This is a genomic window from Dongia sp. (assembly GCF_041910485.1).
Lineage (GTDB): Bacteria > Pseudomonadota > Alphaproteobacteria > Dongiales > Dongiaceae > Dongia.
The window spans coordinates 104,130-125,805 of record NZ_JAYRQR010000024.1 but is presented as its reverse complement, the minus strand read 5'-3'; the positions used below and the strand labels follow the sequence as shown (position 1 = coordinate 125,805).

The 21,676-nt window shown below is 62.6% G+C and carries 23 protein-coding genes; 10 read left to right on the top strand and 13 right to left on the bottom strand.

Features of this window, described 5'->3' with window-relative positions:
* Positions 1-89 precede the first annotated feature (89 nt).
* Positions 90-1,811, top strand: coding sequence for a cation:proton antiporter (locus ACE3PP_RS07225; RefSeq protein WP_374379792.1), 1,722 nt, complete (start codon positions 90-92; stop codon positions 1,809-1,811).
* Between the two features lie 49 nt (positions 1,812-1,860).
* Here ACE3PP_RS07225 and ACE3PP_RS07220 read toward each other — a convergent pair whose 3' ends face one another.
* Both ACE3PP_RS07220 and ACE3PP_RS07215 read right to left on the bottom strand, forming a co-directional pair.
* Entirely contained in the window at positions 1,861-3,438 is a 1,578-nt protein-coding gene (locus ACE3PP_RS07220) for a lysine--tRNA ligase (RefSeq protein WP_374379789.1), read from the bottom strand.
* A 199-nt stretch (positions 3,439-3,637) separates the two neighbouring features.
* Positions 3,638-4,720 (bottom strand): endonuclease/exonuclease/phosphatase family protein, encoded by a 1,083-nt coding sequence (locus tag ACE3PP_RS07215; protein WP_374379786.1) that lies wholly within the window; start codon positions 4,718-4,720, stop codon positions 3,638-3,640.
* 155 nt (positions 4,721-4,875) lie between these two features.
* Between ACE3PP_RS07215 and ACE3PP_RS07210 the strand changes: the two genes are divergently transcribed.
* Positions 4,876-5,676: a DUF4344 domain-containing metallopeptidase gene (locus ACE3PP_RS07210; RefSeq protein WP_374379783.1), complete on the top strand. Its 801-nt coding sequence runs from the start codon at positions 4,876-4,878 to the stop codon at positions 5,674-5,676.
* 10 nt (positions 5,677-5,686) lie between these two features.
* Here ACE3PP_RS07210 and ACE3PP_RS07205 read toward each other — a convergent pair whose 3' ends face one another.
* From ACE3PP_RS07205 to ACE3PP_RS07170, 8 genes are all read right to left on the bottom strand, one after another.
* Positions 5,687-6,394: a cytochrome c3 family protein gene (locus tag ACE3PP_RS07205; RefSeq protein ID WP_374379879.1), complete on the bottom strand. Its 708-nt coding sequence runs from the start codon at positions 6,392-6,394 to the stop codon at positions 5,687-5,689.
* A complete protein-coding gene (locus ACE3PP_RS07200; protein WP_374379781.1) occupies positions 6,394-6,876 on the bottom strand; it encodes a nitrate reductase cytochrome c-type subunit in 483 nt (160 codons plus the stop codon). The genes ACE3PP_RS07205 and ACE3PP_RS07200 overlap by 1 nt, the downstream gene beginning before the upstream one ends.
* The gene (napA, locus tag ACE3PP_RS07195) at positions 6,873-9,374 is read right to left on the bottom strand and encodes a periplasmic nitrate reductase subunit alpha (protein ID WP_374379778.1); all 2,502 of its coding nucleotides are present in this window, start codon (positions 9,372-9,374) and stop codon (positions 6,873-6,875) included. The genes ACE3PP_RS07200 and napA overlap by 4 nt, the downstream gene beginning before the upstream one ends.
* Before the next feature lies 1 nt (position 9,375).
* Positions 9,376-9,645: a chaperone NapD gene (locus tag ACE3PP_RS07190; RefSeq protein ID WP_374379775.1), complete on the bottom strand. Its 270-nt coding sequence runs from the start codon at positions 9,643-9,645 to the stop codon at positions 9,376-9,378.
* On the bottom strand, positions 9,638-10,174 hold the full coding sequence (napF, locus tag ACE3PP_RS07185; RefSeq protein ID WP_374379773.1) for a ferredoxin-type protein NapF: 537 nt from the start codon (positions 10,172-10,174) through the stop codon (positions 9,638-9,640). Before napF ends, ACE3PP_RS07190 begins: the two co-directional genes overlap by 8 nt.
* 12 nt (positions 10,175-10,186) lie before the next feature.
* Positions 10,187-10,381 (bottom strand): periplasmic nitrate reductase, NapE protein, encoded by a 195-nt coding sequence (gene napE, locus ACE3PP_RS07180; protein WP_374379770.1) that lies wholly within the window; start codon positions 10,379-10,381, stop codon positions 10,187-10,189.
* 137 nt (positions 10,382-10,518) lie between these two features.
* A complete protein-coding gene (locus ACE3PP_RS07175; protein WP_374379768.1) occupies positions 10,519-11,286 on the bottom strand; it encodes an MBL fold metallo-hydrolase in 768 nt (255 codons plus the stop codon).
* A gap of 10 nt (positions 11,287-11,296) precedes the next feature.
* Positions 11,297-12,082, bottom strand: coding sequence for an enoyl-CoA hydratase-related protein (locus tag ACE3PP_RS07170; RefSeq protein ID WP_374379765.1), 786 nt, complete (start codon positions 12,080-12,082; stop codon positions 11,297-11,299).
* Between the two features lie 141 nt (positions 12,083-12,223).
* Here ACE3PP_RS07170 and ACE3PP_RS07165 point away from each other — a divergent pair, with 141 nt between their 5' ends.
* The 3 genes from ACE3PP_RS07165 to ACE3PP_RS07155 are packed head-to-tail and all read left to right on the top strand — an operon-like array spanning position 12,224 to position 14,314.
* Positions 12,224-12,616, top strand: coding sequence for a DUF423 domain-containing protein (locus tag ACE3PP_RS07165; protein ID WP_374379763.1), 393 nt, complete (start codon positions 12,224-12,226; stop codon positions 12,614-12,616).
* Positions 12,616-13,380 (top strand): lysozyme inhibitor LprI family protein, encoded by a 765-nt coding sequence (locus tag ACE3PP_RS07160; protein ID WP_374379760.1) that lies wholly within the window; start codon positions 12,616-12,618, stop codon positions 13,378-13,380. Before ACE3PP_RS07165 ends, ACE3PP_RS07160 begins: the two co-directional genes overlap by 1 nt.
* A 7-nt stretch (positions 13,381-13,387) precedes the next feature.
* Entirely contained in the window at positions 13,388-14,314 is a 927-nt protein-coding gene (locus ACE3PP_RS07155; RefSeq protein ID WP_374379758.1) for a histone deacetylase family protein, read from the top strand.
* A 3-nt stretch (positions 14,315-14,317) separates the two neighbouring features.
* Here ACE3PP_RS07155 and ACE3PP_RS07150 read toward each other — a convergent pair whose 3' ends face one another.
* On the bottom strand, positions 14,318-14,947 hold the full coding sequence (locus ACE3PP_RS07150; protein ID WP_374379755.1) for a DUF2062 domain-containing protein: 630 nt from the start codon (positions 14,945-14,947) through the stop codon (positions 14,318-14,320).
* Between the two features lie 336 nt (positions 14,948-15,283).
* Between ACE3PP_RS07150 and ACE3PP_RS07145 the strand changes: the two genes are divergently transcribed.
* From ACE3PP_RS07145 to ACE3PP_RS07125, 5 genes are all read left to right on the top strand, one after another.
* The gene (locus ACE3PP_RS07145) at positions 15,284-15,547 is read left to right on the top strand and encodes an exodeoxyribonuclease VII small subunit (protein ID WP_374379752.1); all 264 of its coding nucleotides are present in this window, start codon (positions 15,284-15,286) and stop codon (positions 15,545-15,547) included.
* Between the two features lie 39 nt (positions 15,548-15,586).
* On the top strand, positions 15,587-16,489 hold the full coding sequence (locus ACE3PP_RS07140) for a polyprenyl synthetase family protein (RefSeq protein WP_374379749.1): 903 nt from the start codon (positions 15,587-15,589) through the stop codon (positions 16,487-16,489).
* A gap of 64 nt (positions 16,490-16,553) precedes the next feature.
* The gene (locus ACE3PP_RS07135; RefSeq protein ID WP_374379745.1) at positions 16,554-17,909 is read left to right on the top strand and encodes an MATE family efflux transporter; all 1,356 of its coding nucleotides are present in this window, start codon (positions 16,554-16,556) and stop codon (positions 17,907-17,909) included.
* Between the two features lie 4 nt (positions 17,910-17,913).
* Complete coding sequence (locus ACE3PP_RS07130) at positions 17,914-18,660, top strand: TlyA family RNA methyltransferase (protein WP_374379742.1); 747 nt, start codon at positions 17,914-17,916, stop codon at positions 18,658-18,660.
* A gap of 8 nt (positions 18,661-18,668) precedes the next feature.
* On the top strand, positions 18,669-19,931 hold the full coding sequence (locus ACE3PP_RS07125) for a class I SAM-dependent RNA methyltransferase (protein WP_374379739.1): 1,263 nt from the start codon (positions 18,669-18,671) through the stop codon (positions 19,929-19,931).
* A gap of 85 nt (positions 19,932-20,016) precedes the next feature.
* Here ACE3PP_RS07125 and ACE3PP_RS07120 read toward each other — a convergent pair whose 3' ends face one another.
* Together ACE3PP_RS07120 and aroC are read right to left on the bottom strand one after the other, a co-directional pair.
* Complete coding sequence (locus tag ACE3PP_RS07120) at positions 20,017-20,472, bottom strand: hypothetical protein (protein WP_374379736.1); 456 nt, start codon at positions 20,470-20,472, stop codon at positions 20,017-20,019.
* Positions 20,473-20,583: 111 nt separating this feature from the next.
* Positions 20,584-21,672, bottom strand: coding sequence for a chorismate synthase (gene aroC, locus ACE3PP_RS07115; RefSeq protein WP_374379733.1), 1,089 nt, complete (start codon positions 21,670-21,672; stop codon positions 20,584-20,586).
* Positions 21,673-21,676 lie beyond the last annotated feature (4 nt).

The window sequence follows — 21,676 nt, the reverse complement described above, 5'->3', positions numbered from 1 at the left end:
GTCCGCTTCGGGCACGGAATGCTTGGCAAACGCCACCCACCCTCGGATATGGTGGGGAGAAGATCGAAAAAACACAGGAACGAGCCAGTTTGCACGGCGACGCCATTACCGACATCCTCATCGTGCTGACGGCCGCCTTGGCGCTGGTCCCGCTGCTGCACCGGTTCGGCGTGTCGCCGATCCTGGCTTATCTCGGTGTCGGCATCATCCTGGGTCCGTCCGGCCTCAAGGCGATCAAAGATCCCAACGAAGCGGCATGGCTTGCCGAGCTCGGCGTCGTCTTCATGCTGTTCGCGATCGGCCTCGAACTGCCGCTCGAGCGGCTGAAGACCATGCGCTATTACGTTTTCGGCCTGGGGTCGGCCCAGGTCGGCGCCACCATGCTGATCATCGGGGCCGCCGCCTATCTGCTGGGCGTACCGCCAGCCGGGGCCGTCGTCATCGGCGGCATGCTGGCGCTTTCTTCGACCGCCACCGTGCTGAAGCTGCTGGTCGATCGCGGCGAGGCAGCGGCTCGTTTCGGCCGCATCGCCGTCGCCATCCTGTTGCTGCAGGATCTGGCGGTGGTGCCGATGCTGGCGCTCATCCCGCTGCTCGGGGCCGGCACCGGGGGTGCGGTCTGGTATGCGCTGGGCCTGGCGCTGGGCAAGGCGGTGCTGGCGCTCGGTCTCATCGTCTTTGCCGGGCGCTTTCTGATCCGACCTCTTTTCAAGCAGATCGCCAGCACCGGCAATGCAGAACTCTTTACTGCCGCCAGCCTTTTCATCCTGCTGGGCCTCGGCTGGATCACGCGCGAAGCCGGCATGTCGATGAGCCTCGGCGCGTTCCTGGCCGGCATGTTGCTGGCCGGCACCCCCTATCGCCACCAGATCGAGGCCGACATCCACCCGTTCCGCGGGTTGTTGCTGGGTCTTTTCTTCGTGACTGTCGGCATGACCTTCGACCTTGCCGCACTCATCGGCGATATCGGGCCGATCCTGCTGCTGGCCGCCGGCTTCATCCTGTTGAAGATTGCCGTTACGGGATTGGTGGCGCGGCTGTTCAAAATCAAATCCGACACCGCCTGGCGCGCCGCCTTTTTGCTGGCACAGGGCAGCGAGTTCGGCTTCGTGCTGACCTCGCTGGCCAGCGGTTCGGCAATTCTCGACGATACGCTGACCCTGCGGCTCAATGCGGCGATCGTGATCAGCATCGCACTGACGCCGCTCCTCGCGCTTTTCGGCCAGATGACGGCCAAGCGCATCCGCGACCGGCGCGGCAAAGGAAGCTCGCTGGTCGAAGAGACGGAACGCCTTGGCGATCATGTGCTGGTGGCCGGCTTCGGGCGCGTCGGACAGGCCGTCTGCCGGCTGCTCGACAATGCCGGCATCACCTATGTGGCGCTCGACCTCAATGTGCAGCGGGTGATCCGCGCCCGCGCCAGCGGCATGCCGGTTTATTTCGGCGACGCCGGACGGCTCGATGTCTTGCGCGCCGCCGGCATTAATCGGGCGTCCCTGGCAGTGATTGCCATCGACAATCCGGCCCAGGCCGAACGCATGGCGTCGGCGTTGCGGGATTCCGCACCGCAGGTACCCGTGCTGGCGCGCGCCTGGGACAGCGGCCATGCGGCGCGCCTGGCCAAGGCGGGCGTGGCGCTCGCCGTACCGGAAGATATCGAGATCGGGCTGGGGCTCGGCAGCGCCATGCTGCTTCGCCTCGGCCATACGCAAGAGGAAGTCGAGGCCTCGGTCATCGCCTTCCGGGCCGAGCAGCAGGCGTTCGGCAGCACCGAACCGGACAAGACCAGCCAACGCATCAGCAAGGATTAGGGGTACCTAAAAAGAGCTCCCTGCCCGAACGGCAGGGAGCTCTTGTCATTCAGCCGAGCTTGCCGTCGAGGGCGCTGCGGATGAGGCCGATCGAATTGTTGCGGCCATAGAGCGCGAAGAACGAACCCATGCGCGGGCCAGTTTCCTGGCCGAGCAGCGTCTCATAGAGCGCTTTGAACCAGGCGCGGAGCTCCGGGAACGGATGCTTCTTGCCCACTTCGAAAACGATGTTCTGCAGTTCCGCCGCATCGGCCGATTCCGGGGCCGCTTCGAGCGCCGCGAGGAGATCGGTCAAGGCGGCGCGTTCCATATCGTCCGGCGCCTTGAACTTCTTATGCGGCTTCACATGGTCGCGATAGTAATTGATCGCGTAGCCCACCAGCTTGTCGAGGAACGGCTTGCTGGTCGGATTGGCGTCCGGCTGATACTTGCTGATGAAGCCCCAGAGCGTGTCCTTGGTCTCGGCATTGGCGACCGAGGCCAGGTTCAAGAGAATGCCGTAGGTGAGCGCCGAGGCGGTCTTTGGCGGCTTGCCGTTGTGGATGTGCCAAGCCGGGTTCTCGAGCTTCTGCGCCGGAGTCTCGGCATCGAACTTCTCGACGAAGGTCAGATAGTCGTCGACGGCGCGCGGGATGACGTCGAAATAGAGGCGCTTGGCGGCACGCGGCTTCTGGTACATGAACAAGGCGAGGCTTTCGGGCGGCGCATATTCGAGCCACTCTTCGACCGAGAGGCCGTTGCCCTTCGACTTTGATATCTTCTGCCCCTTCTCGTCGAGGAAGAGTTCGTAATTGAAGCCTTCCGGCGGCGAGGAGCCGAGGATGTTGCAGATCTTGTTGCCGAGCTGGACCGAGGGGATGAGGTCCTTGCCCGACATTTCGTAGTCGACGCCGAGCACGTGCCAGCGCATCGCCCAGTCTGGCTTCCATTGCAGCTTGCAATGACCACCGGTCACGGGCGTTTCCACCTTCGAGCCGTCCTCGTCCTGATAGACGATGGTTCCGGCATCCGCATTGGTTTCGAGAACCGGCACCTGGAGAACGCGGCCAGTCTTGCGGCAAACGGGCAGGAACGGCGAATAGCTCGCCGCCCGTTCTTCTCGCAATGACGGCAGCATCACGTCCATGATTTCCTGATAGTGCCGCAGCACGTCGAGGAGACCCTGATCGAAGACACCGGCCTGATAGAGCTCGGTCGAGGATTTGAACTCGTACTCGAAGCCGAACCCGTCAAGGAAGCCACGGAGCATGGCGTTGTTGTGGTGGCCGAAGCTCTCATGCGTGCCGAAGGGATCGGGCACCTTGGTGAGCGGCATGCCGATGAACTTCTGCAGCATCTCCTGATTGGGGACGTTGGTCGGCACCTTGCGCAACCCGTCCATATCGTCCGAGAAGGCGAAGAGCCGGGTCGGAATGTCGGAAAGGCGCTGGAAGGCCTGACGCACCATCGTGCAGCGAACGACCTCGCCGAAGGTGCCGATATGCGGGAGCCCTGACGGGCCGTAACCGGTCTCGAACAGCACATAGCCCTTTTTCGGCGCGCCCGATTTGTAGCGTTCGACGAGCTTTCGGGCTTCCTCGAACGGCCAGGCGCGCGCGGCTTGGGCATAGGTACGGTTGTCGGTCATCTTGTCTCTCGGGCGTTTGAACAGTGAAAAACCGCCGGAGACTAGGGATTCAGGCGACCTCCCGCAAGCGCGAAAGGTAGCACGCATGGCTTCCATGCGGCGGCGGTAAGACCCGGCGAATCGCCGGTTCAGCATGCCGGGGAGTGCCGGGGGAAGCGCTGGAGGAGCACAATGGGGGGGCTGCCAACGGCAGGCGGCTTCACGGTTCCGCAAAACCCAAAATGGCCTCGACGGGGCGATGATCCGAACCGACCGCCGGGCCTGCAGCAAGGGTCAAAATCTGCGGCGCGCCGCGAGTCATGATGTGATCGATGGGCAGGCGCAGCGCCGCTGGCGCCCAAGCAGGCCAGCTCGGCGCGAGATGGCCCTGGTTATCAAGGCCCGTTGATTGGCGCAGATACATTTGCGCTCGCGCCCAGGGCGCCATGTTGAAGTCCCCCATCAGGACGAGATCGCCCCCCAATTGATTGAGGGCGCCGGTCAGGCGCACCGCCTGATCGGATTGCAGCAGGCGCGGCATGCCCTGTGGCAGCGTTTGACGATTTGGACCAAGCGCGGGTGCGGCGGCGGGCGAGATTTTCTTGAACGGCCAGGCAAGATGGGTCACAGCAATCGTCACCGGGGGTGCGTTGGGTTGGGGCTTGATCTCGCCCCACACCAGCACCGGAAGCTGGCCGTCGATCCGACCCTTACCCGAGCTGCGGAACGGGTATTTCGACAGCAGCAGTTCCTGGCAGATCTTCGCCGCGGAGACGCATTCCAATCGATAAGGATAGAGGTCGTTCAACGCTGCAAGTTGCGGCAGCATTTGCGCGCGCACCTCGACCAGGCCAATGACATCCGCGCCGGTCGATCGCAGATAGTCGATCACCCTCGGCATCTCGTCATTGCGGTACCAGACGTTCAGCGAGACCATCTTCAACCGCGCCTCGCCGGCAAGCGGTTCCGCGAGCGACGAGGCATGGGGCCAATAGGGATGGATGGTCCAGGCCTGGATGAAGGCGATTGCGCCGATGACGCTGAGCCAGCGCCAGCGACGCAGCACAACGGCCAGGGCGGCCAGGATACCGGCGGCGAGCAGAATCTGCAGCGCGAAATGCTCGGCCACATCGGCCAGCGGCCAATATGGGTGCACCAATGGCAGGAAGGTCGCAAAAACCAGCGCCAAGCTGCTGGCGATGAGGGCGGTGTGAAGGAAGCGCAGGAAGGGACCACGACGGGCGCGCGGTTCATCCTGGGCCAAGGTGCCGGCGGGCTGATCGGTCACGTAATCTTCGGGCAAGGGGACCTCTGGCGCCGGTTTTCCCGGCTTTCATCAATATATCATAGCTGCTGCATGGTCTTGTGACGGCCGGGCGTGGCGAATTTGTGGCGCGGGGCGTGCAATCCCGGGGCAAATCATGGCATGCTGCACCCTCAACAATCGTGTCGGAGACGATGGCTGGGTTGCATTCCTCTTGGCGCCGCCTGTGGGCGCTGATGGCCTTGATCGCCGCCGCCCAGCTTTGGCAAGGCCCGGCCAATGCTGCCGAGATCGATGACGACGTCATTCTGGGTGCGCTGGTGGCGGAGTTTCACCTGTCGGTCGCCGGCTCTCTGCTGCCGGATGCGGGAACGGGGGATGGGACGATCAATGCGGGGGCGGTTGCCGGGGCGGTGCAGCTCATCGCCCTGACCGGGGTTACGGAGGCGCCGCAGGGACCGGATTCGGCCGATCTCGGCAAGGCGCTGGATGCCTTCCTGGCCTTTGCCGCCACCCTCGAACCGACCCGCAACCCACCTCTATCTGCCAAGCTGGCGCGGGAATTCGCCTGCCAGCTGATCGGCACCGACCCGGTCGGCCATGCGGCCCTCGGCAGCACCTTGAAAATCGACGCGGCCGCAGCGAAGGCCTGTGCCAATGAGGCCGAGAAGGCCGCCGCCGACTGGAACGCGCGCCTCGCCCCCTTCCGCAAGGGACCGGGCCTGACGCCACCGGAAGGAGCCGGCCCGCTCTATGTCGAGATCGCCCCGGTGATCGATGCAGCCAATGAAGCGATCGCCGCCGCCCTCAAATCCAACCGGCTCTATGACAATCTGGCCGAGCGGCTGAATGCGGAGCTGGCCCTGCCCTATGGACGAATGCTTCTGGTTACCGAATGCGGCGGTCCCAACGCCTTCTTCAATCCCGACCGGCGCGAGATCGTGCTGTGCGACGAGCGCATCGCCGCCTGGATCGCAGCACAGAAGAAGAGCTGACAAACCTTCCCTATTGCGCCGCCAATTGCGCCCCTTCGTCCATTTGCCGCAACGCATCGCCGACGCGGCGGATGCGGTCGCTTTCATCCTCGGCCGGCGGCAGCGAGGTTGCGTCCCAGCCCGGCACACCCTGCATATCGGGCAGGTGGTGGGCGATGCCCTTGTGGCAGTCGATGCAGGTCTTCTCGCCTGACGCCAGATAGGTGCTGTGCGCCTTGGCCGCGCGCGCATTCTGTTTGGTGAAATCCATATATTCGAAATTGTGGCAGTTGCGGCATTCCAGCGAATCGTTGGCCTTGAGGCGTGCCCATTCGTGACCGGCCAGTTCGCGCCGTTTGTCGAGGAACTTGTCGCGGGTGTTGATGGTGCCGAAGATCTTGCCCCAGACTTCCTTCGAGGCCTGCATCTTGCGCGCGATCTTGTCGGTCCATTTGTGCGGCACATGGCAATCGGGGCAGGTCGCGCGCACGCCGGAACGATTGGTGAAGTGGATCGTGGTCTTCAGCTCTTCATAGACATTGTCCCGCATCTCGTGGCACGAGATGCAGAACGCCTCGGTATTGGTCAATTCAAGGGCCGTATTGAAACCGCCCCAGAACATGATGCCGCCCAGGAACCCGCCGATGGTGAGGAAGCCCAAGCTGAAATGCACGCTGGGCCGCCGCAGCACGAACCAGATGTCGCACGCCAGCGCCCAGCCTTTCTTGACGAGGGCCATCATGGCGTCTGCTCCCCGCTGCCTTTCTCCTGCTGGAGGATCTGTTCGATCGGCATGAAGGTGCTGTCGACAAGATTGGGGGCATCGGCCTGGGTGACATGGCATTGCGTGCAGAAGAAGCGGCGCGGCGTCACGCCGGCCAATACCTGACCGTCACGGTCCATGAAATGGGTGATGCTGATCATCGGCGCCTGCGATTCCGCCGTGAATTCGCGCGTGTGGCAGGTAAGGCAGCGGTTGGCATTGAGCGTGATCGGATAGTCGCGGATATTGTGCGGGATGACCGGCGGCTGTTCGGGATAATTGCGCGCCCGGCGCTTGTCATCGTTGATCTCGTTATAGATGGGTGGTGGCGCCACCTCATCGGTGGGAGCGACGGCACCCCTGAGATCGGTCACTTCCTGTGCAGCGGCGAGAGAGATGAAGCCCAAGGTCAGCGCCAGCGCGCCGAGGCCGAGCTTGAGGCGCAATGTCCGGTTCATGCCTGCACCTTTTCGATTTTGACCGCGCATTTCTTGAAATCGGTCTGTTTCGAAATCGGATCGGTGGCGTCGAGCGTCACCTTGTTGATGAGGCGCCCCTCATCAAACCAGGGCACGAAGACGAGACCGATGGGCGGGCGGTTGCGCCCGCGCGTCTCGACGCGGACACGGATTTCACCACGCCGCGAGATCACGCGCACCTCATCGCCGCGCCGCAGATTGCGCTTCTTCGCATCGTCGGGATGCATGTAGCAAAGCGCGTTGGGCACCGCGCGGTTGAGTTCCGGCACGCGGCGGGTCATCGAGCCGGAATGCCAATGTTCAAGCACGCGCCCGGTCGAGAGCCACATGTCATATTCTGCGTCCGGCGATTCCGCCGGCGGTTCGTAGGGCAAGGCGAAGATGATCGCGCGCTTGTCCTTGTTGCCGTAAAACTGCACGCCGGATCCGGCCTCGACATAAGGGTCGTAGCCTTCGCGATAGCGCCAGCGCGTTTCCTTGCCGTCGACCACCGGCCAGCGCAGGCCGCGCACCTGGTGATAGGTGTCGAAGGGCGCCAGATCGTGGCCGTGGCCGCGACCGAAATGGGCGTATTCCTCGAACAAGCCCTTTTGTACATAGAAGCCGAAATGCTCGGATTCGTGATTTTCGTAGCCCTTCTCGATATCCGAGACGGGAAACTTGTCGACGGTGCCGTTGGCAAAGAGCACATCAAAGAGCGTCTTGCCTTTGAATTGCGGGTTGGCCGCCAGCATTTCCGGCGTCCAGACCTCATCCGTGGTGAAGCGTTTTGAAAATTCCATCACCTGCCACACGTCCGATTGCGCTTCGCCCGGGGCATGGACCAGCTGGTGCCAGAAATGGGTGCGCCGTTCGGCATTGCCATAGGCGCCTTCCTTCTCGACCCACATCGCCGTTGGCAGGATGAGATCGGCAGCAAGGGCCGTCACGGTCGGATAGGCATCGGAAACGGTGATGAAATTTTCCGGGTTGCGGTAGCCGGGCCAGCCTTCCTCGTTCATGTTGGGGCCGGCCTGCATGTTGTTGTTGACCTGCACCCAATAGGCGTTGAGCTTGCCGTCTTTCAGCATGCGGTTCTGCAGCACGGCATGGTAGCCGGGCTTTTCAGGAATCGTGCCTTCAGGAATGCCCCAGATTTCCTCGGTATGCTTGCGGTGCTCCGGGTTGGTCACCACCATGTCGGCAGGCAGGCGATGGCTGAACGTGCCGACCTCGCGCGCCGTCCCGCAGGCCGATGGCTGACCGGTCAGCGAGAAGGGCGAATTGCCGGGCTCGGCGATCTTTCCGGTCAGAAGATGGATGTTGTAGACCATGTTGTTGCACCAGACACCGCGCGTGTGCTGGTTGAAACCCATCGTCCAGAAGGATGTGACCTTGACCGCTGGATCGGCATAAAGCTCGGCCAACGCCATCAATCGTTCCGCCGGCACGCCGCTCAGTTCCGCCACTTTCTCAAGCGGATAGTCGGCGACGAAGGCGGCGAATTCGTCAAAGGTCATCGGCGTCGAATCATTGGCCGTCGCCGCATTCTTGGCCGCCGCCTCGCGCGGATGCTTGGGGCGAAGGCCATAGCCGATATCGACAGTGCCGCGCTTGAAATTGGTGTGCTGATCGACGAAGGCGCGGTTGACGCGCCCAGTGGAGATGATGTGGTGGGCGATGAAATTGAGGATCGCCAGATCGGTCTGCGGCGTGAAAACGATGGGGATGTCGGCAAGATCGAAGCTGCGATGCTCGAAGGTCGACATGACGCAGACTTTCACATGGGGATTGGAAAGACGCCGGTCGGCGACACGCGTCCACAGGATGGGATGCATTTCGGCCATGTTGGAGCCCCACAGGACAAAGGCATCCGCCGCTTCGATATCGTCATAGCAGCCCATCGGCTCGTCCATGCCGAAGGTGCGCATGAAGCCGACCGCGGCCGAGGCCATGCAATGACGCGCATTGGGGTCGATATTGTTGGAGCGGAAGCCGGCCTTGAAGAGTTTCAAGGCGGCATAGCCTTCCCAGATCGTCCATTGGCCGGAACCGAACATGCCGACGGCGGTCGGGCCCTTTTCCTTCAGAACCCGCTTCCACTGCGCCGCCATCTCGTCGAAGGCGCGTTCCCAGGTGATGGGTGCGAAATCGCCGTCCTTGGCGTATTTGCCGTCTTTCATGCGCAGGAGCGGCTGCGTCAGGCGATCGGCGCCATACATGATCTTGGAAAGGAAATAGCCTTTGACGCAGTTGAGGCCGCGATTGACCTCAGCATTGATGTCGCCGTGGGTCGCCACGACCTTGTTGTCGCGAACCGCCACCATGACGCTGCAACCGGTGCCGCAGAACCGGCAGGGTGCCTTGGACCAGGTGAGGCGTGCCTCATCGCCCGGGATGATGCCGTTGGCAGCCTCAGCTGCGGGAATTCCGGCGACGCTGGCGGCGATCGCGGCGGCCTTGGCTTTCAGCAGCTGGCGTCGGGTCAGTTGCGGCATGTCAGATCTCCTCTGCATCGGAGGTGTCGATTTCGTGGTAGATAAGCGAAGCGGTGATGACGCCGGGCATGTCGTGAATGCGGGCGATAGCGCTGAGAATCTCCGCCTCGTCAGCGGTATCGAGAACAACGACCAGCTTGCCGGCCTCATGCGCGGCGTGAATCTCTGCACCGTCCAGAACTGCGATGCCCGCTTCGATCACGGCAAGTGATTCGGGCCGCACCTGTACGATCAGGCTGGAAATATGGCGGGTGAGATGACCGTCAGGCATGCGCCACCTCGAACTCGACAAGCGAGATCGCTTCGGCCGGACAGGGCGCCACACAGCCGCCGCACCCATCGCAACGCGCCAGCGCCAGATCCGGCGTCGCGACACCGCCGGCCTGATAGCGGAAAGCAATGGCATCGGCCGGACAGGCGTCCTTGCAGCTTTGACAGGCGATGCCGCGCTGCGCGAGGCAGGTGTCCGCAATTACTGCGCGCCAGGACCAAGGCGTGCCGCTACATCGCAAGTCGGTGGTCATGAATGCGCCGTCATTGCACGCTTCGGCACATCCACCACAAAAGGTGCAGGCACCGGCGCCGCGGCGGAAATCTATCGCCGCCTTCTTATCGGCATCGAGAAAAACGATCCCTTCGGCGCAAGCATCGATGCAGGCGCCACAACCGGAACAATGCGCCGCGAAATCACGCTCGACCAGAGACCAAGGCGGCCGCACAGGTTTCGGTTTGGAAGGGCCGGATCCCTGGCGCCCAAGAAGAAAGGCGCGACGCGACGGATCGAAGCCGGACTGATCCATGCGCAGTCTCCGTCAATGTCCCGGCCCGGGCGGTCCGTTGAACATCTGATAGACCCAGATGACGAGGCCGTAGCTGCCGACAAAGGCCACTGAAATGATGGGGGCCAAGACGACAGCCAGGAACGTGAAGCTCAACAATTCGCGCCGACGGCGGCCGGCATCGGCTTCAACAGAGGCAGGCCCTGAAGCAGATTGGGGAACCGTCATGGACTCTCCTGTGGAATCAGGTTGGCACGGTCACGCGTCGCAATCTGATAAAGAGTATATAAAGTTCAGCTATTGAGTAAAGCCCACTCTGCCAATCCGGAATTGTGCAGGTGCGGCATTTTGACTTGGCCTTGTTCCTAGGCGCGCTTGGCCAGGTAAGCGTTGCAGAGTTCGACCAAGCGCTCTCGACCGAAGCTCGGATCATGACCGGCATGAACGACCCGCACAGGCAGATCGCGCAGACGTTTCATCGTTTTGACATAAGTCGGGATGTCGGCACCGTCGATCTCATCCAGCAGCGGACCGTCATAGAGCGCGTCGCCGGAAAAGAGCGTGCCGCTGGCCGCTTCCCAAAGGCCGATCGAGCCTGGCGAATGGCCGGGCAGATGCAGCACTTCGAAGCGCCGGCTGCCGATATCAACCACATCGCCCTCGTCGACGATTTCGGTGACATTGGCCGGGTGGATGCGGTAGCTGCGCAAATCATAACCAGCATGCGGCAAGGCGGTGATGAGATCGCCATCGATATCATAGCCGGCAACGCGGATCTTCACGACCTCGTCCTGGCTGAAATCCGAATAGAGCAAGGTGCCCCGTTCAGTCGGCGCCTTGAGATTGTCGGCTTCAGCCTTGTGCACCAGGCAATGCTCAAATTCGCAATGACTGCCGATATGATCGGCATGGGTATGCGTTGCGACCGCCGTGACCTGTTTGTCGAGGAGATGGCGGGCGGCGTCCTTCAGGCTGGCGATCCCCATGCCGGTATCGATCATCAGATCCCGCGACGCACCGCGCACGTGCCAGATATTGCAACGCATGAGCGGAATGACATGCGGTTCCCACAACAGGGTAATGTCGTCGTCAATGCGTTGCGTTTCGAACCAGCGGTCGGCCACGGGTATCACGGTGTCTTCCTCACATGCCTTTGAAGACCGGCGCGCGCTTGCCCAGGAAAGCGGCGAGACCCTCCTGAAAATCCTCGGTATCGGCGGCAAGCGACTGCAGTTCCGCCTCAAGGGCCAGTTGCTGCTCCAAGCTGTGATGGCCGCCCGCATGGAAGGCCTTCTTCATGAGGGCCAGCGCCTTGGTCGGGGCCGCCGCCAGCTTGGCTGCCAGCGTATCGACCGTCTTGCCGAATTCGACATCCGGCACCGCGCGCCAGATGAGGCCGAGATCCGCTGCCTCCCGCGCGCCAAGTTTTTCGCCGAGGAGAGAGAGACCCAGGGCGCGCGCCGGCCCCAGGATCCGTTGCAGCTGGTATGTGCCGCCGGCATCGGGAATGAGTCCGATACGCGCGAAGGCAAGATCGAAGGCAGCGCTCTCGGACGCCACTGCAATATCGGCAGCAAGGGCAAGGCTCATGCCGGCACCGGCGGCGATACCGTTGACGGCAGCGATGACGGGCATGTCCAGGCTGCGGATCTGGCGTACGACCGGATTGTAATAGCGTTCGACGGTGTCGCGCACAGCACGCCCATCTTCCACGGCGCCCTTGTCGGCAAGATCCTGCCCGGCACAAAAACCGCGGCCGGCGCCGGTTAGCACGAGAACGCGTGCCTCGTCATCAGCGGCGATGTCCGCGAGCGCATCGGATAGGGCGCCGAGAAGGCTGCGCGTCAAGGCGTTGAGGCGCTGCGGCCGATTGAGGGTCAGGCGACGGATGGCCCCGTCCTTGGCGATCAGGATTTCAGCTTCGCTCATTTTATTGTCACGTTTCCGTCAAATGGTCATTGCGTCGCATCGCCCGGATGATGCCATATCGCCGCCCTGATGCGATAGATTCTGTGCAACAATTGCTTGGTGGTCGATTGATCGCCCCACTTTGACGAGGTTCTGGTTCCGATGAGCAGATTTCTGGCGGCGGCCGGTTTTCACGGCGTCCTTGCGGTGGCTTTCGGGGCCTGGAGCGCCCATGGGGCGGCAGCCACCTTGCCGCCACAGGCTGTGGAGTGGGTGAAAACCGGCGCCTCGTACCAATTGTGGCACGCCGTGGCACTCCTCGGCATTGCCGCCCTATCCGCCCGACAGCCTGTGCGCCTTGTCACAATATCCGGCCTCGCCTTTTTCCTGGGGGCTTTGCTATTTTCAGGGAGTCTTTACCTCCTCGCGCTGGTTCCGGCCGATCCGACGGCAGGCCCCAGTGCGTTCGTGTATGTCACGCCGCTGGGCGGCGGCCTGCTCATTCTGGGTTGGGTTCTGCTGCTGGCGGCGGGGCTGAAGAAAGGATCGCTTTGATGTACCGCATTCTGGTTGCCGCAACCTTGTTCATTGCCACCTCGGCAGCCAATGCCGTCGCCGAGGATGCGCAGCCGAGCTTCGATTGCGCCAAGGCGAGTACCCCTATCGAACATGCGATCTGCGCTGACGTTTCACTGTCAAAGCTCGATGCCGATCTCGCCGGCCGTTATACAGAAGCGCTCGGGACCGGCGATGCCGAGGCATTGCGTGCCGAACAACGCGCCTGGGCCGAAGAGCGTGCCAACGCCTGCGCTATCCTGCCCGGCGCCGATGACGACGTGCCGGATTTCAGCAGCACACAGATCGATTGCCTGAAGACCCTGTACAACGACCGCATTGCAGCGATCAGTGCCGCGCCGATCCGGTCGGCAGGCGACCCCGCCCGGGCGATCGACGGCATGTGGCAATTGGCCGACGTGATCGAAGCCACCGATAAATCGTTGATCGGCGTCGGCCAACAAGGCCGCATCATCCGGCTCGACCGGCACGGGCTGGCGACGCTGGATGGCGCCGGCTGTTCGGGACCGACGCTGGAAGCGCTTGACCAAGTGCGCGCACGCCCGCTCGATGAGGAAGAGACCGCTCTTCTTGCCAAGGCCGATGCTGCCGGCGGCGGCGGCACAAACAGCGCAAAGGGCGCCATCGCCGGTTTCTGCCTGGGTCGCCTCTTCGCACTCTATGTACCAAGCGCCGATGGTTCGCTCCTGGTGGCCGATGCCGGCGCGGTCTATCGCCTGCAACGTCTCGCCCCGAAACCTTGAGAGCAGAATGACGACCGGGCTTTACACGCATAGGGCCTGCCTGGAACACGACACGGGCCACGGCCATCCGGAACGCATCCAGCGTTTGCAGGCCGTGCTGCGCCTGCTCGACGACCCGATCTATGCGACCCTTGAGCGACGCGATGCGCCGGCAGCAAGCCGCGAGCAATTGGCCCGCGTCCACACCGAGGCCTATATCGACGAAGTCTTCGCCGCCATTCCCAGCATCGGCTATGGCGAGCTTGATGGCGACACGGTGCTGTCGCCGGGATCGGGTGAAGCCGCCTTGCGCGCGGCCGGTGCCGTAACTGCGGCGGTCGATGCCGTCATCGGCGGCGCCATCAAGAACGCCTTCTGCGCCGTGCGCCCGCCCGGGCATCATGCCGAGCGCGACCTCGCCATGGGATTCTGCATCTTCAACAATGTCGCCATCGGCGCGGCACAGGCGATTGCAGTACATGGCCTGTCCCGCGTCGCCATCTTCGATTTCGACGTCCACCACGGCAACGGCACGCAGCATATTTTCGCGGCCGAGCCGCGCGTGCTCTATGCATCGACGCATCAGAGCCCGCTCTATCCGGGGACCGGCGCCAAGTCGGAAAAGGGCGTGGGAAACATCGTCAATGCCCCTCTCGCCCCCTATGCGGGATCCGAAGAGTTTCGCGATGCCTGCGAGACGATCATTCTGCCGGCCATCGAGAAGTTCCGGCCGGAGCTGATCATGATCTCGGCCGGGTTCGACGCCCATCGCGCCGATCCGCTGGCGAGCCTGGAGTTGGAAACCGAGGATTTCGCCTGGATCACCGATGAATTGGTGAAACTCGCCGCAGAATGCTGCAGCGGCCGTATCGTCTCGACCCTGGAAGGCGGCTACGACCTCAATGCGCTGGCTGAATCGGCCACGGCACATGTCTACGCGCTGCAGAAGGGTTGATCTTCAGGCCTTTGCGGCTTCGGCGGCAAGCTGGTGACGGCGGCGTTCCATGCGCTTCTCGCGCATGTGGCGATAGGCATTGACCACTTTGAGGCTCCAGCGATAGCCGAGCCAGCCGCAGAGCAGCGCCCAGGGGATGAACCCCACCCACATGGCAACCGCCCAGTCGAGGAACAGGAGTCGCGAGATCATCTTGATCTGATCCCAAAGGCCGAGCTGCTCATTGACCAGGTCGCGCGACAAGGAGACGAAGCGGTCGAAGCCGGTCAGATCGTCCCAATGCCCCATCATCACCTGCCCGGTGACATAGAAGCCATAGAACATCGGCGCGGTGGTCAAGGGATTGCTGATAAAGGTCCAAAGCGCCGCGATGACGACGTTGAAACCCCAATTGAAGCGCCGGGCAATAAGCCAGATGGCGAGAACCACGCTCGACTGGCCGATGATCGGCATCAAGCCGCACACGACCCCCACCAGCACCGAGCGGGCGCTGTATTCGGCCGGATGCCGGGCGCGCAGCATGGGCGTGACGAGACGATAGCGGACATAGCGGCTGGCGCGCCGCAGAAAACCGGCAGGTTTGGAACGGGCCGGGGCACTGGCGGCGGCGAATTGGTCGAGCGAGCTGTTCATCAAATCTTTTCTAGCTTCCCTGTTGGCTCCATTTGGCAAGATCGGGTCCCAAATTGCAACGATCGCAGCATCGGGCGCGACCAAGGTCGGGGGTGGCGATTCGCCGGGTCGGATTTTGCAAGCCCCTGAATCAACACGTTTCCCGCCTATTGTCCGAGCGTCAGCCCAACAGTAGAATGCGCCCCATCGGCGCCTTGCGCGGCCGCCTTGCGACAGAAGGCCGCGTCGGCGCCATTTTGATTGGCGAAGGTAGGCCCGTCGCTTGCGCCCATGCTGGCATGCAAACGATGACGAAAATCTTACCGCGACCGAATTGAAGGCTTGGGGAAACGCCAAATGGCTGAAAACAAAACGGACAATTCGAAGCTTGCCGCCATTGCCGGCATGAGCTTCGAGGAGGCCCTCGCCGAACTACAGGAATTGGTGAAGCGGCTGGAACGCGGCGACAACAAGCTTGATGACGCGATCAGCGCCTATGAGCGTGGCGCCGCCCTTAAGCAGCATTGCGAGATGAAGCTGAAGGAAGCCCAACTGAAGGTCGAGAAGATCGTCCTGGGCGCCGACGGCAAGCCGCAGGCCGTTCCCGCCGACATCGACTGAAAAATCCCGACACCGAAGCAAACGCCACAGATCAAGATCATGCAACCCGAGGTCAACGTGTCTATCGACTCCGCCCTGAACGATGCCGCCATGTCGGTCAATCGCAAGCTCAACGAGCTCATCAAACCGGTTGAAGGGGCCGAGGCGCGCGTGATCGAAGCCATGCGCTATGCCACGATGGTCGGCGGCAAGCGCATCCGACCCTATCTGCTGATGAATTCCGCAGCGATTTTCAACGTGCACAGCGAATATGCCCTGCGCGCGGCGGCAGCGATCGAAATGCTGCATTGCTACAGCCTGGTCCATGACGATCTTCCCGCCATGGACAATAGCGACCTGCGTCGCGGCAAGCCGACCACGCACAAGCAGTTCGACGAGGCAACGGCGATCCTGGCCGGCGACGGGCTTCTCACCATGGCGTTCGAGGTGCTGGCGCATCCCGACACGCATCCCGATGGCGATGTGCGCGCGCAACTGTGCCACGCGCTGGCTGTGTCGGGCGGTGCCAACGGCATGGTCGGCGGCCAGATGATCGACCTTTGGGCGGAAAACCAGGATCTCGATATCGGCGCCATCACGCGCCTGCAGCGCATGAAGACCGGCGACATCATCGCCTTTTCGTGCGAGGCCGGCGCCATCCTGGGACACGCCTCGAAGGAGCAGCGCCACGCCCTCATCGGCTATGCGCATGATCTGGGTCTTGCCTTCCAGATCGTCGATGACCTCCTCGATGCCGAGGGCGATGCCGCCGAGACCGGCAAGCCGACGGGTGCCGATGCGGCCGCCGGAAAAGCGACCTTCGTTTCGATCCTGGGGCTAGAACGCGCGCGCCAGCAGGCAAAGCTCCTGGGCGAACAGGCCAACCGTCACCTCGACATCTTCGGCCCGCGGGCCGAAGCGCTGCGCTGGATGACCGACTTCGTCATCAACCGCAAGAGCTGAGACTATTGGGAAAAAAATGACGACCCTTTCCGCTGGCCCCCGGAAGGGCGCCGCGGAAAGTCGGTTGCCCGTTGTCCGAGATATTCTTGCTACCTTGGGTTTGGCGGCACCGATCGCCGTTGCCTTGCTGGTTGAGATGGCCATGGGCGTTTCCGAATACGTCATGGCCGGCATGCTGGGAACCGGTGCGCTGGCCAGCGGCGGGTTTGGCGCGCAGTTCCTCTATGTGCCGAAGATTCTCGCCATGGGTGCTCTCTATTCCGTGGCAGCGATGGGTTCGCACGCACACGGCGCCGACAAGCCAGATGAATTGCTGCGCATCCTGCGCCAGGGCTTGCGGCTGGCTACGTTCCTGTCAATACCGGTCATGCTGATCATGCTGGGCCTGGGGCCAGTCCTGCGCCTCCTTGCCGCGCATCACAGCCTCGATATCCCGGCAATCGAGCAATTGATGTGGTGGGCACTGCCATCGGTAACGCCGTTCCTGTGGTTCCAGGTGCTGCGCAGCTTCGTCACCATCCTGGGTCGCCCTGTTGCCGTCACACTGATCGGCCTTGCAATCCTGCCCGTCTTCATCGGCCTTCTCTATCTGTTGATGTTCGGCTTTGGCGGCTGGAGCGGCATGGGTGTGCCGGCGATCGGCCTTGCCACCACACTCATCTGCTGGCTTCAGTTGGGGCTCGGGATTTTCTACATCCGCCGCGCTCATCCTTTCACAGCCTATCCCATCTTCGCGCATCTGCTGGTGGGCGACGCCAAGCTGCTGAAAGAGATGCTGATCGTCGGCGCACCTATCGCCGGTGCCTACCTTTTCGAATCCGGCATGTTCTTCGCCTCGACTTCGGCGATGAGCGGCTTCGGCGACGACACGCTGGCGGCGCACAATATTGTGCTTAACATCACCAGCATCACTTTCATGATCCCTTATGCGCTGGGTCAGGCCGGCACAGTACGCGTCGGTTACGCGCTGGGGGCCGAGCGTCCCCATGACGCGCGGCAAGCGGGGTTCACAGCGATTGGTCTGGGTCTCAGCTGGATGCTTTGTGCTGCCATCGTCATGTGGCTGGCACCGCGTTGGCTCACCGGTTTCTATTTGGACCTGGACGATGCATCGAATGCGACGGCGATCGCCGTCGCCATGACGCTATTCCCCATCGCCGCCATCTTCCAGTTCTTCGATGGGCTGCAGGTCTCGGCCCTTGGCGCCCTACGCGGCTACAAGGATACCAGAGTGCCGATGGCCATTGCCTTTGTCGGCTATTGGGTACTGGGGGTGGGCGGGGGCATCCTGCTTTCCTACGTACTTGACGTGAAGGGGCCCGGCGTGTGGTGGGGGTTGGCGATCGGCCTGGCCGCATCGGGAACCATGCTGCTTTTGCGCTTCCTCTATCTGTCGCGCCATCGCCTCGTGCTAGATTAAGCGCATGGCAAAGGAACGCGTCGATAAGCTCCTCGTCGACCGGGGGCTGGTGGAAAGCCGCGCCAAGGCGCAGGCCCTGATTTTGGCTGGCCTCGTCTACAGCGAAACAAAGCGGATCGCCAAGGCCGGCGACCAGATCGCCCTCGACGCCCCCCTCAACATCAAAGGCCAGGACCATCCCTGGGTGAGCCGTGGTGGTTTGAAGCTTGCCAAAGCGCTGGAGGCGTTTGAGCTTCCTGTCACCGACCGCGTTGCCGCGGATATCGGCGCCTCGACCGGCGGTTTCACCGACGTGCTGCTGCATCATGGCGCCGCCAAGGTCTATGCGGTCGATGTCGGCCACGGACAGTTGGCCTGGAAACTGCGCCAGGATCCGCGCGTCGTCGTGCTGGAAAAGACCAACGCGCGCCATCTCGGCCGGGAGCAGATCCCCGACGCGCTCGACATCGTGGTTTGCGATGCCAGCTTCATCGGCCTGGAGACCATCCTGCCGGCACCGCTTGCTCTGACGGCAGAGAACGCTTGGTGTGCAGCGCTCATCAAGCCGCAATTCGAAGTCGGTCCCGACCGTGTCGGCAAGGGCGGCGTGGTGCGCGATCCTGCGCTGCATGACGAAGTCTGTGCCCGCATCCGCACCTGGTTCGACAATCTTGCCGGCTGGACCGTCCGCGGCATTGTCGAAAGCCCGATCCTGGGACCAGAAGGCAACAAGGAATTCCTCATCGTCGCCAACAAGGGCTCACCCGCATGACAGAACCCATGACCGTCGACATCGCGATCGACAGCCTTGGTGCGCAGGGCGACGGGATCGGCCGGCACGAAGGCGCCCAAATCTTCGTGCCCTATACCCTGCCCGGCGAGACGGTACGTGCGAGGTTGGAGACGAAGGGGCGCAATAGCTTCAACGGTCGCCTGGTCGAGGTGCTGCAGCCGGCCCCCAACCGTGTGGTACCGCCCTGCCCCCTCTTCACGCGCTGCGGCGGCTGCGCCATGCAGCATATGGCACTGCCGGATTATCAAGCCTGGAAGAAGGCCCAGGTTGCGGCAACATTGGCGACGCGCGGAATCGACATGCCTGCAAAAGCCAAATTCATCAGCACGGCGCAGGGCCAGCGCAGGCGCGCCGTCTTTGCCGCGACCAAAGACAAGGATCACGTGACCCTTGGCTTCCATGCCGAGATGAGCCACGAGATCGTGCCGCTCGATGATTGCCTGCTGCTGACGCCCGCCTTGCGCGCGGGCCTGCCGCACCTCGTCCGCCTGGCGGCTGCTGCTCTCAACAACAAGCAATCCGCCGACATACAAGTGACCGAGACACTGACCGGTCTCGATCTTTTGTTCCAGTCCGGCGACAATCTGGCCGAGAGCCGTCGCCAACCGCTGATCGCTGCCGCCCGCACGGCAGATGTCGCGCGCGTCTCCTGGGCTCATGGCAAGCGCCAGCCGGAACCCATCGTCATGGAACGGGTACCGCAAGTCCGCTTTGCCGACATCCTGATCGATCTTCCGATCGGCGCCTTCCTGCAGCCGAGTGCCGAGGGCGAGGCCGCGCTGGTCGAAGCCGTGACCGCCGGCACCGGCAAAGCCAAGCGCATCGCCGATCTGTTCGGCGGCTGCGGCACGTTCAGCTTTCCGCTGGGCAAGTTCGCGCGCGTCTTGTCAGTCGACTCTTACAAGCCCGCCGTTGCTGCGCTGATTGCCGCCGTCAACCGGGCACAATTGTCCGGCCGCGTCGAAGCCTTGGCGCGGGACCTCGAACAATCGCCGTTGCCGCCGCAGGATCTCAAGCCCTTCGATGCCGTCGTCTATGACCCGCCGCGCGCGGGGGCCGAAATGCAATCGCGCATGATCGCCAAAAGCATCGTTAAGCGCGTCGTTGCCGTTTCCTGCAATCCGGCGAGCTTCGCTCGCGATGCCCGCATCCTCATCGATGCCGGCTTCAACCTGGGCGATTTCACTATTCTCGACCAGTTTCTGTGGTCGCATCATACCGAATTGGTGGCCGTCTTTACGCGCAAGTAGCAGGTTCCGCACAGACCACCTTTCGGAACATCGGCGGGTAAAAGCGGTAAGGAACGAGTCCAATCGGCGGGCAAGCCCTAGGGCGTCACAACGATTCAAGACGCGCAAAGGTGCAAAGAACGAAGCCCGGTTGATCGGCATCGATTTTGGCAAAGGTGAGCGCCAGCATTTCGAGCGGCAGGTATTCGTAGCCGGTGCCGAACGGCGCACCGGCGTAGTAGTGCGGCCTGGGATCGCGGAGCGCCTCATCGTAGACCGCGAACCAACGCTCGGTATAGGGCGGCCCCACATGACTGAGATATACGCGCGCCATGTTCGCGGCGTTGAAATAGCGTTCGAATTCCCGCCCGAGATAGCGAAACATAACGTCGTATGGCCGGACCGCATCGGCATGGTCGACAATCTCGGCCAACACCATCCACGGCAGGAGCTGCGGAAAATCCATCGGATCGAACATGTCGCGCGAAGGCAACGCCCCCGGCCGCACCCAGCCATTCCAAGCGGCTTCCAGCGCGCGCAGCCCCGGATCGTCGATTTTCACTCTTGGCTGCCAATGCATTTGCTGCTGCACGCCGAGACCCTTCCCCATCGCGGAGCAAAGCGCGGAACCGAGAAAGCCTAGGATTGAATAGCTAATAGATGATGAAGATGGTTAAAGACCGATCTGGCCGCGGTGGCGCAACAGATGATCCGCCAGCACTATGGCCATCATCGCCTCGCCCACCGGCACGGCACGAATACCCACACAGGGATCATGGCGACCCGTGGTGACCACATCGACATCATCGCCGGTCGTCGTGACGCCCTTGCGCGGCGTGTTGATCGACGAGGTGGGCTTCACCGCAAAGCGCACGACAATATCCTGTCCGGTCGAGATACCGCCCAGGATACCGCCTGCCTTGTTGCCAAGGAATGCGACCTTGCCACCCTGCATGCGCATCTCATCGGCATTATCCTCGCCGGTGAGGGCTGCTGCCTCAAAGCCGGCGCCGATCTCGACACCCTTGACGGCATTAATGCTCATCATCGCGCTGGCCAGATCGGCATCGAGCTTCCCATATAGCGGCGCACCGAGACCCACCGGCACATTGCGGGCCACCACTTCGACCACGGCACCGACCGAAGAGCCGGTCTTGCGCACACCGTCGAGGTAATCCTCCCAGCGTGCGGCGGTCTTGGCATCGGGCGACCAGAAGGGGTTGCGCTCGATCTCCGCCCAGTCCCATTGCGCGCGGTCGATCTTCTCAGTGCCTACCTGAATGAGGGCGCCCTTGATCTCGACACCACCCGAGATGATGTGATCGAGTACCTTGCGCGCAACAGCTCCGGCTGCAACACGCGCTGCCGTCTCGCGCGCCGACGACCTGCCGCCACCGCGATAGTCGCGAATACCCTGGTACTTCGCCCAATAGGTATAGTCCGCATGGCCGGGGCGGAACTGCCCCGCGATCTTGCCGTAATCCTTGCTGCGTTGATCCTCGTTGCGGATCATCAGCGAGATCGGCGTGCCCGTGGTCTTGCCTTCGAACAGGCCGGAGAGAATCTCCACCGCATCCGGCTCGCGCCGCTGCGTCACGAAGCGCGACTGGCCCGGCTTGCGACGGTCGAGCCAATGTTGGATCTCGGCCGCCTCCAACGCGATACCGGGCGGCGTGCCGTCGACGACACATCCCAGGGCCGGTCCGTGGCTTTCACCCCAGCTGGTGAAGCGGAAAAGATGCCCGAAGGTATTGAACGACATACGC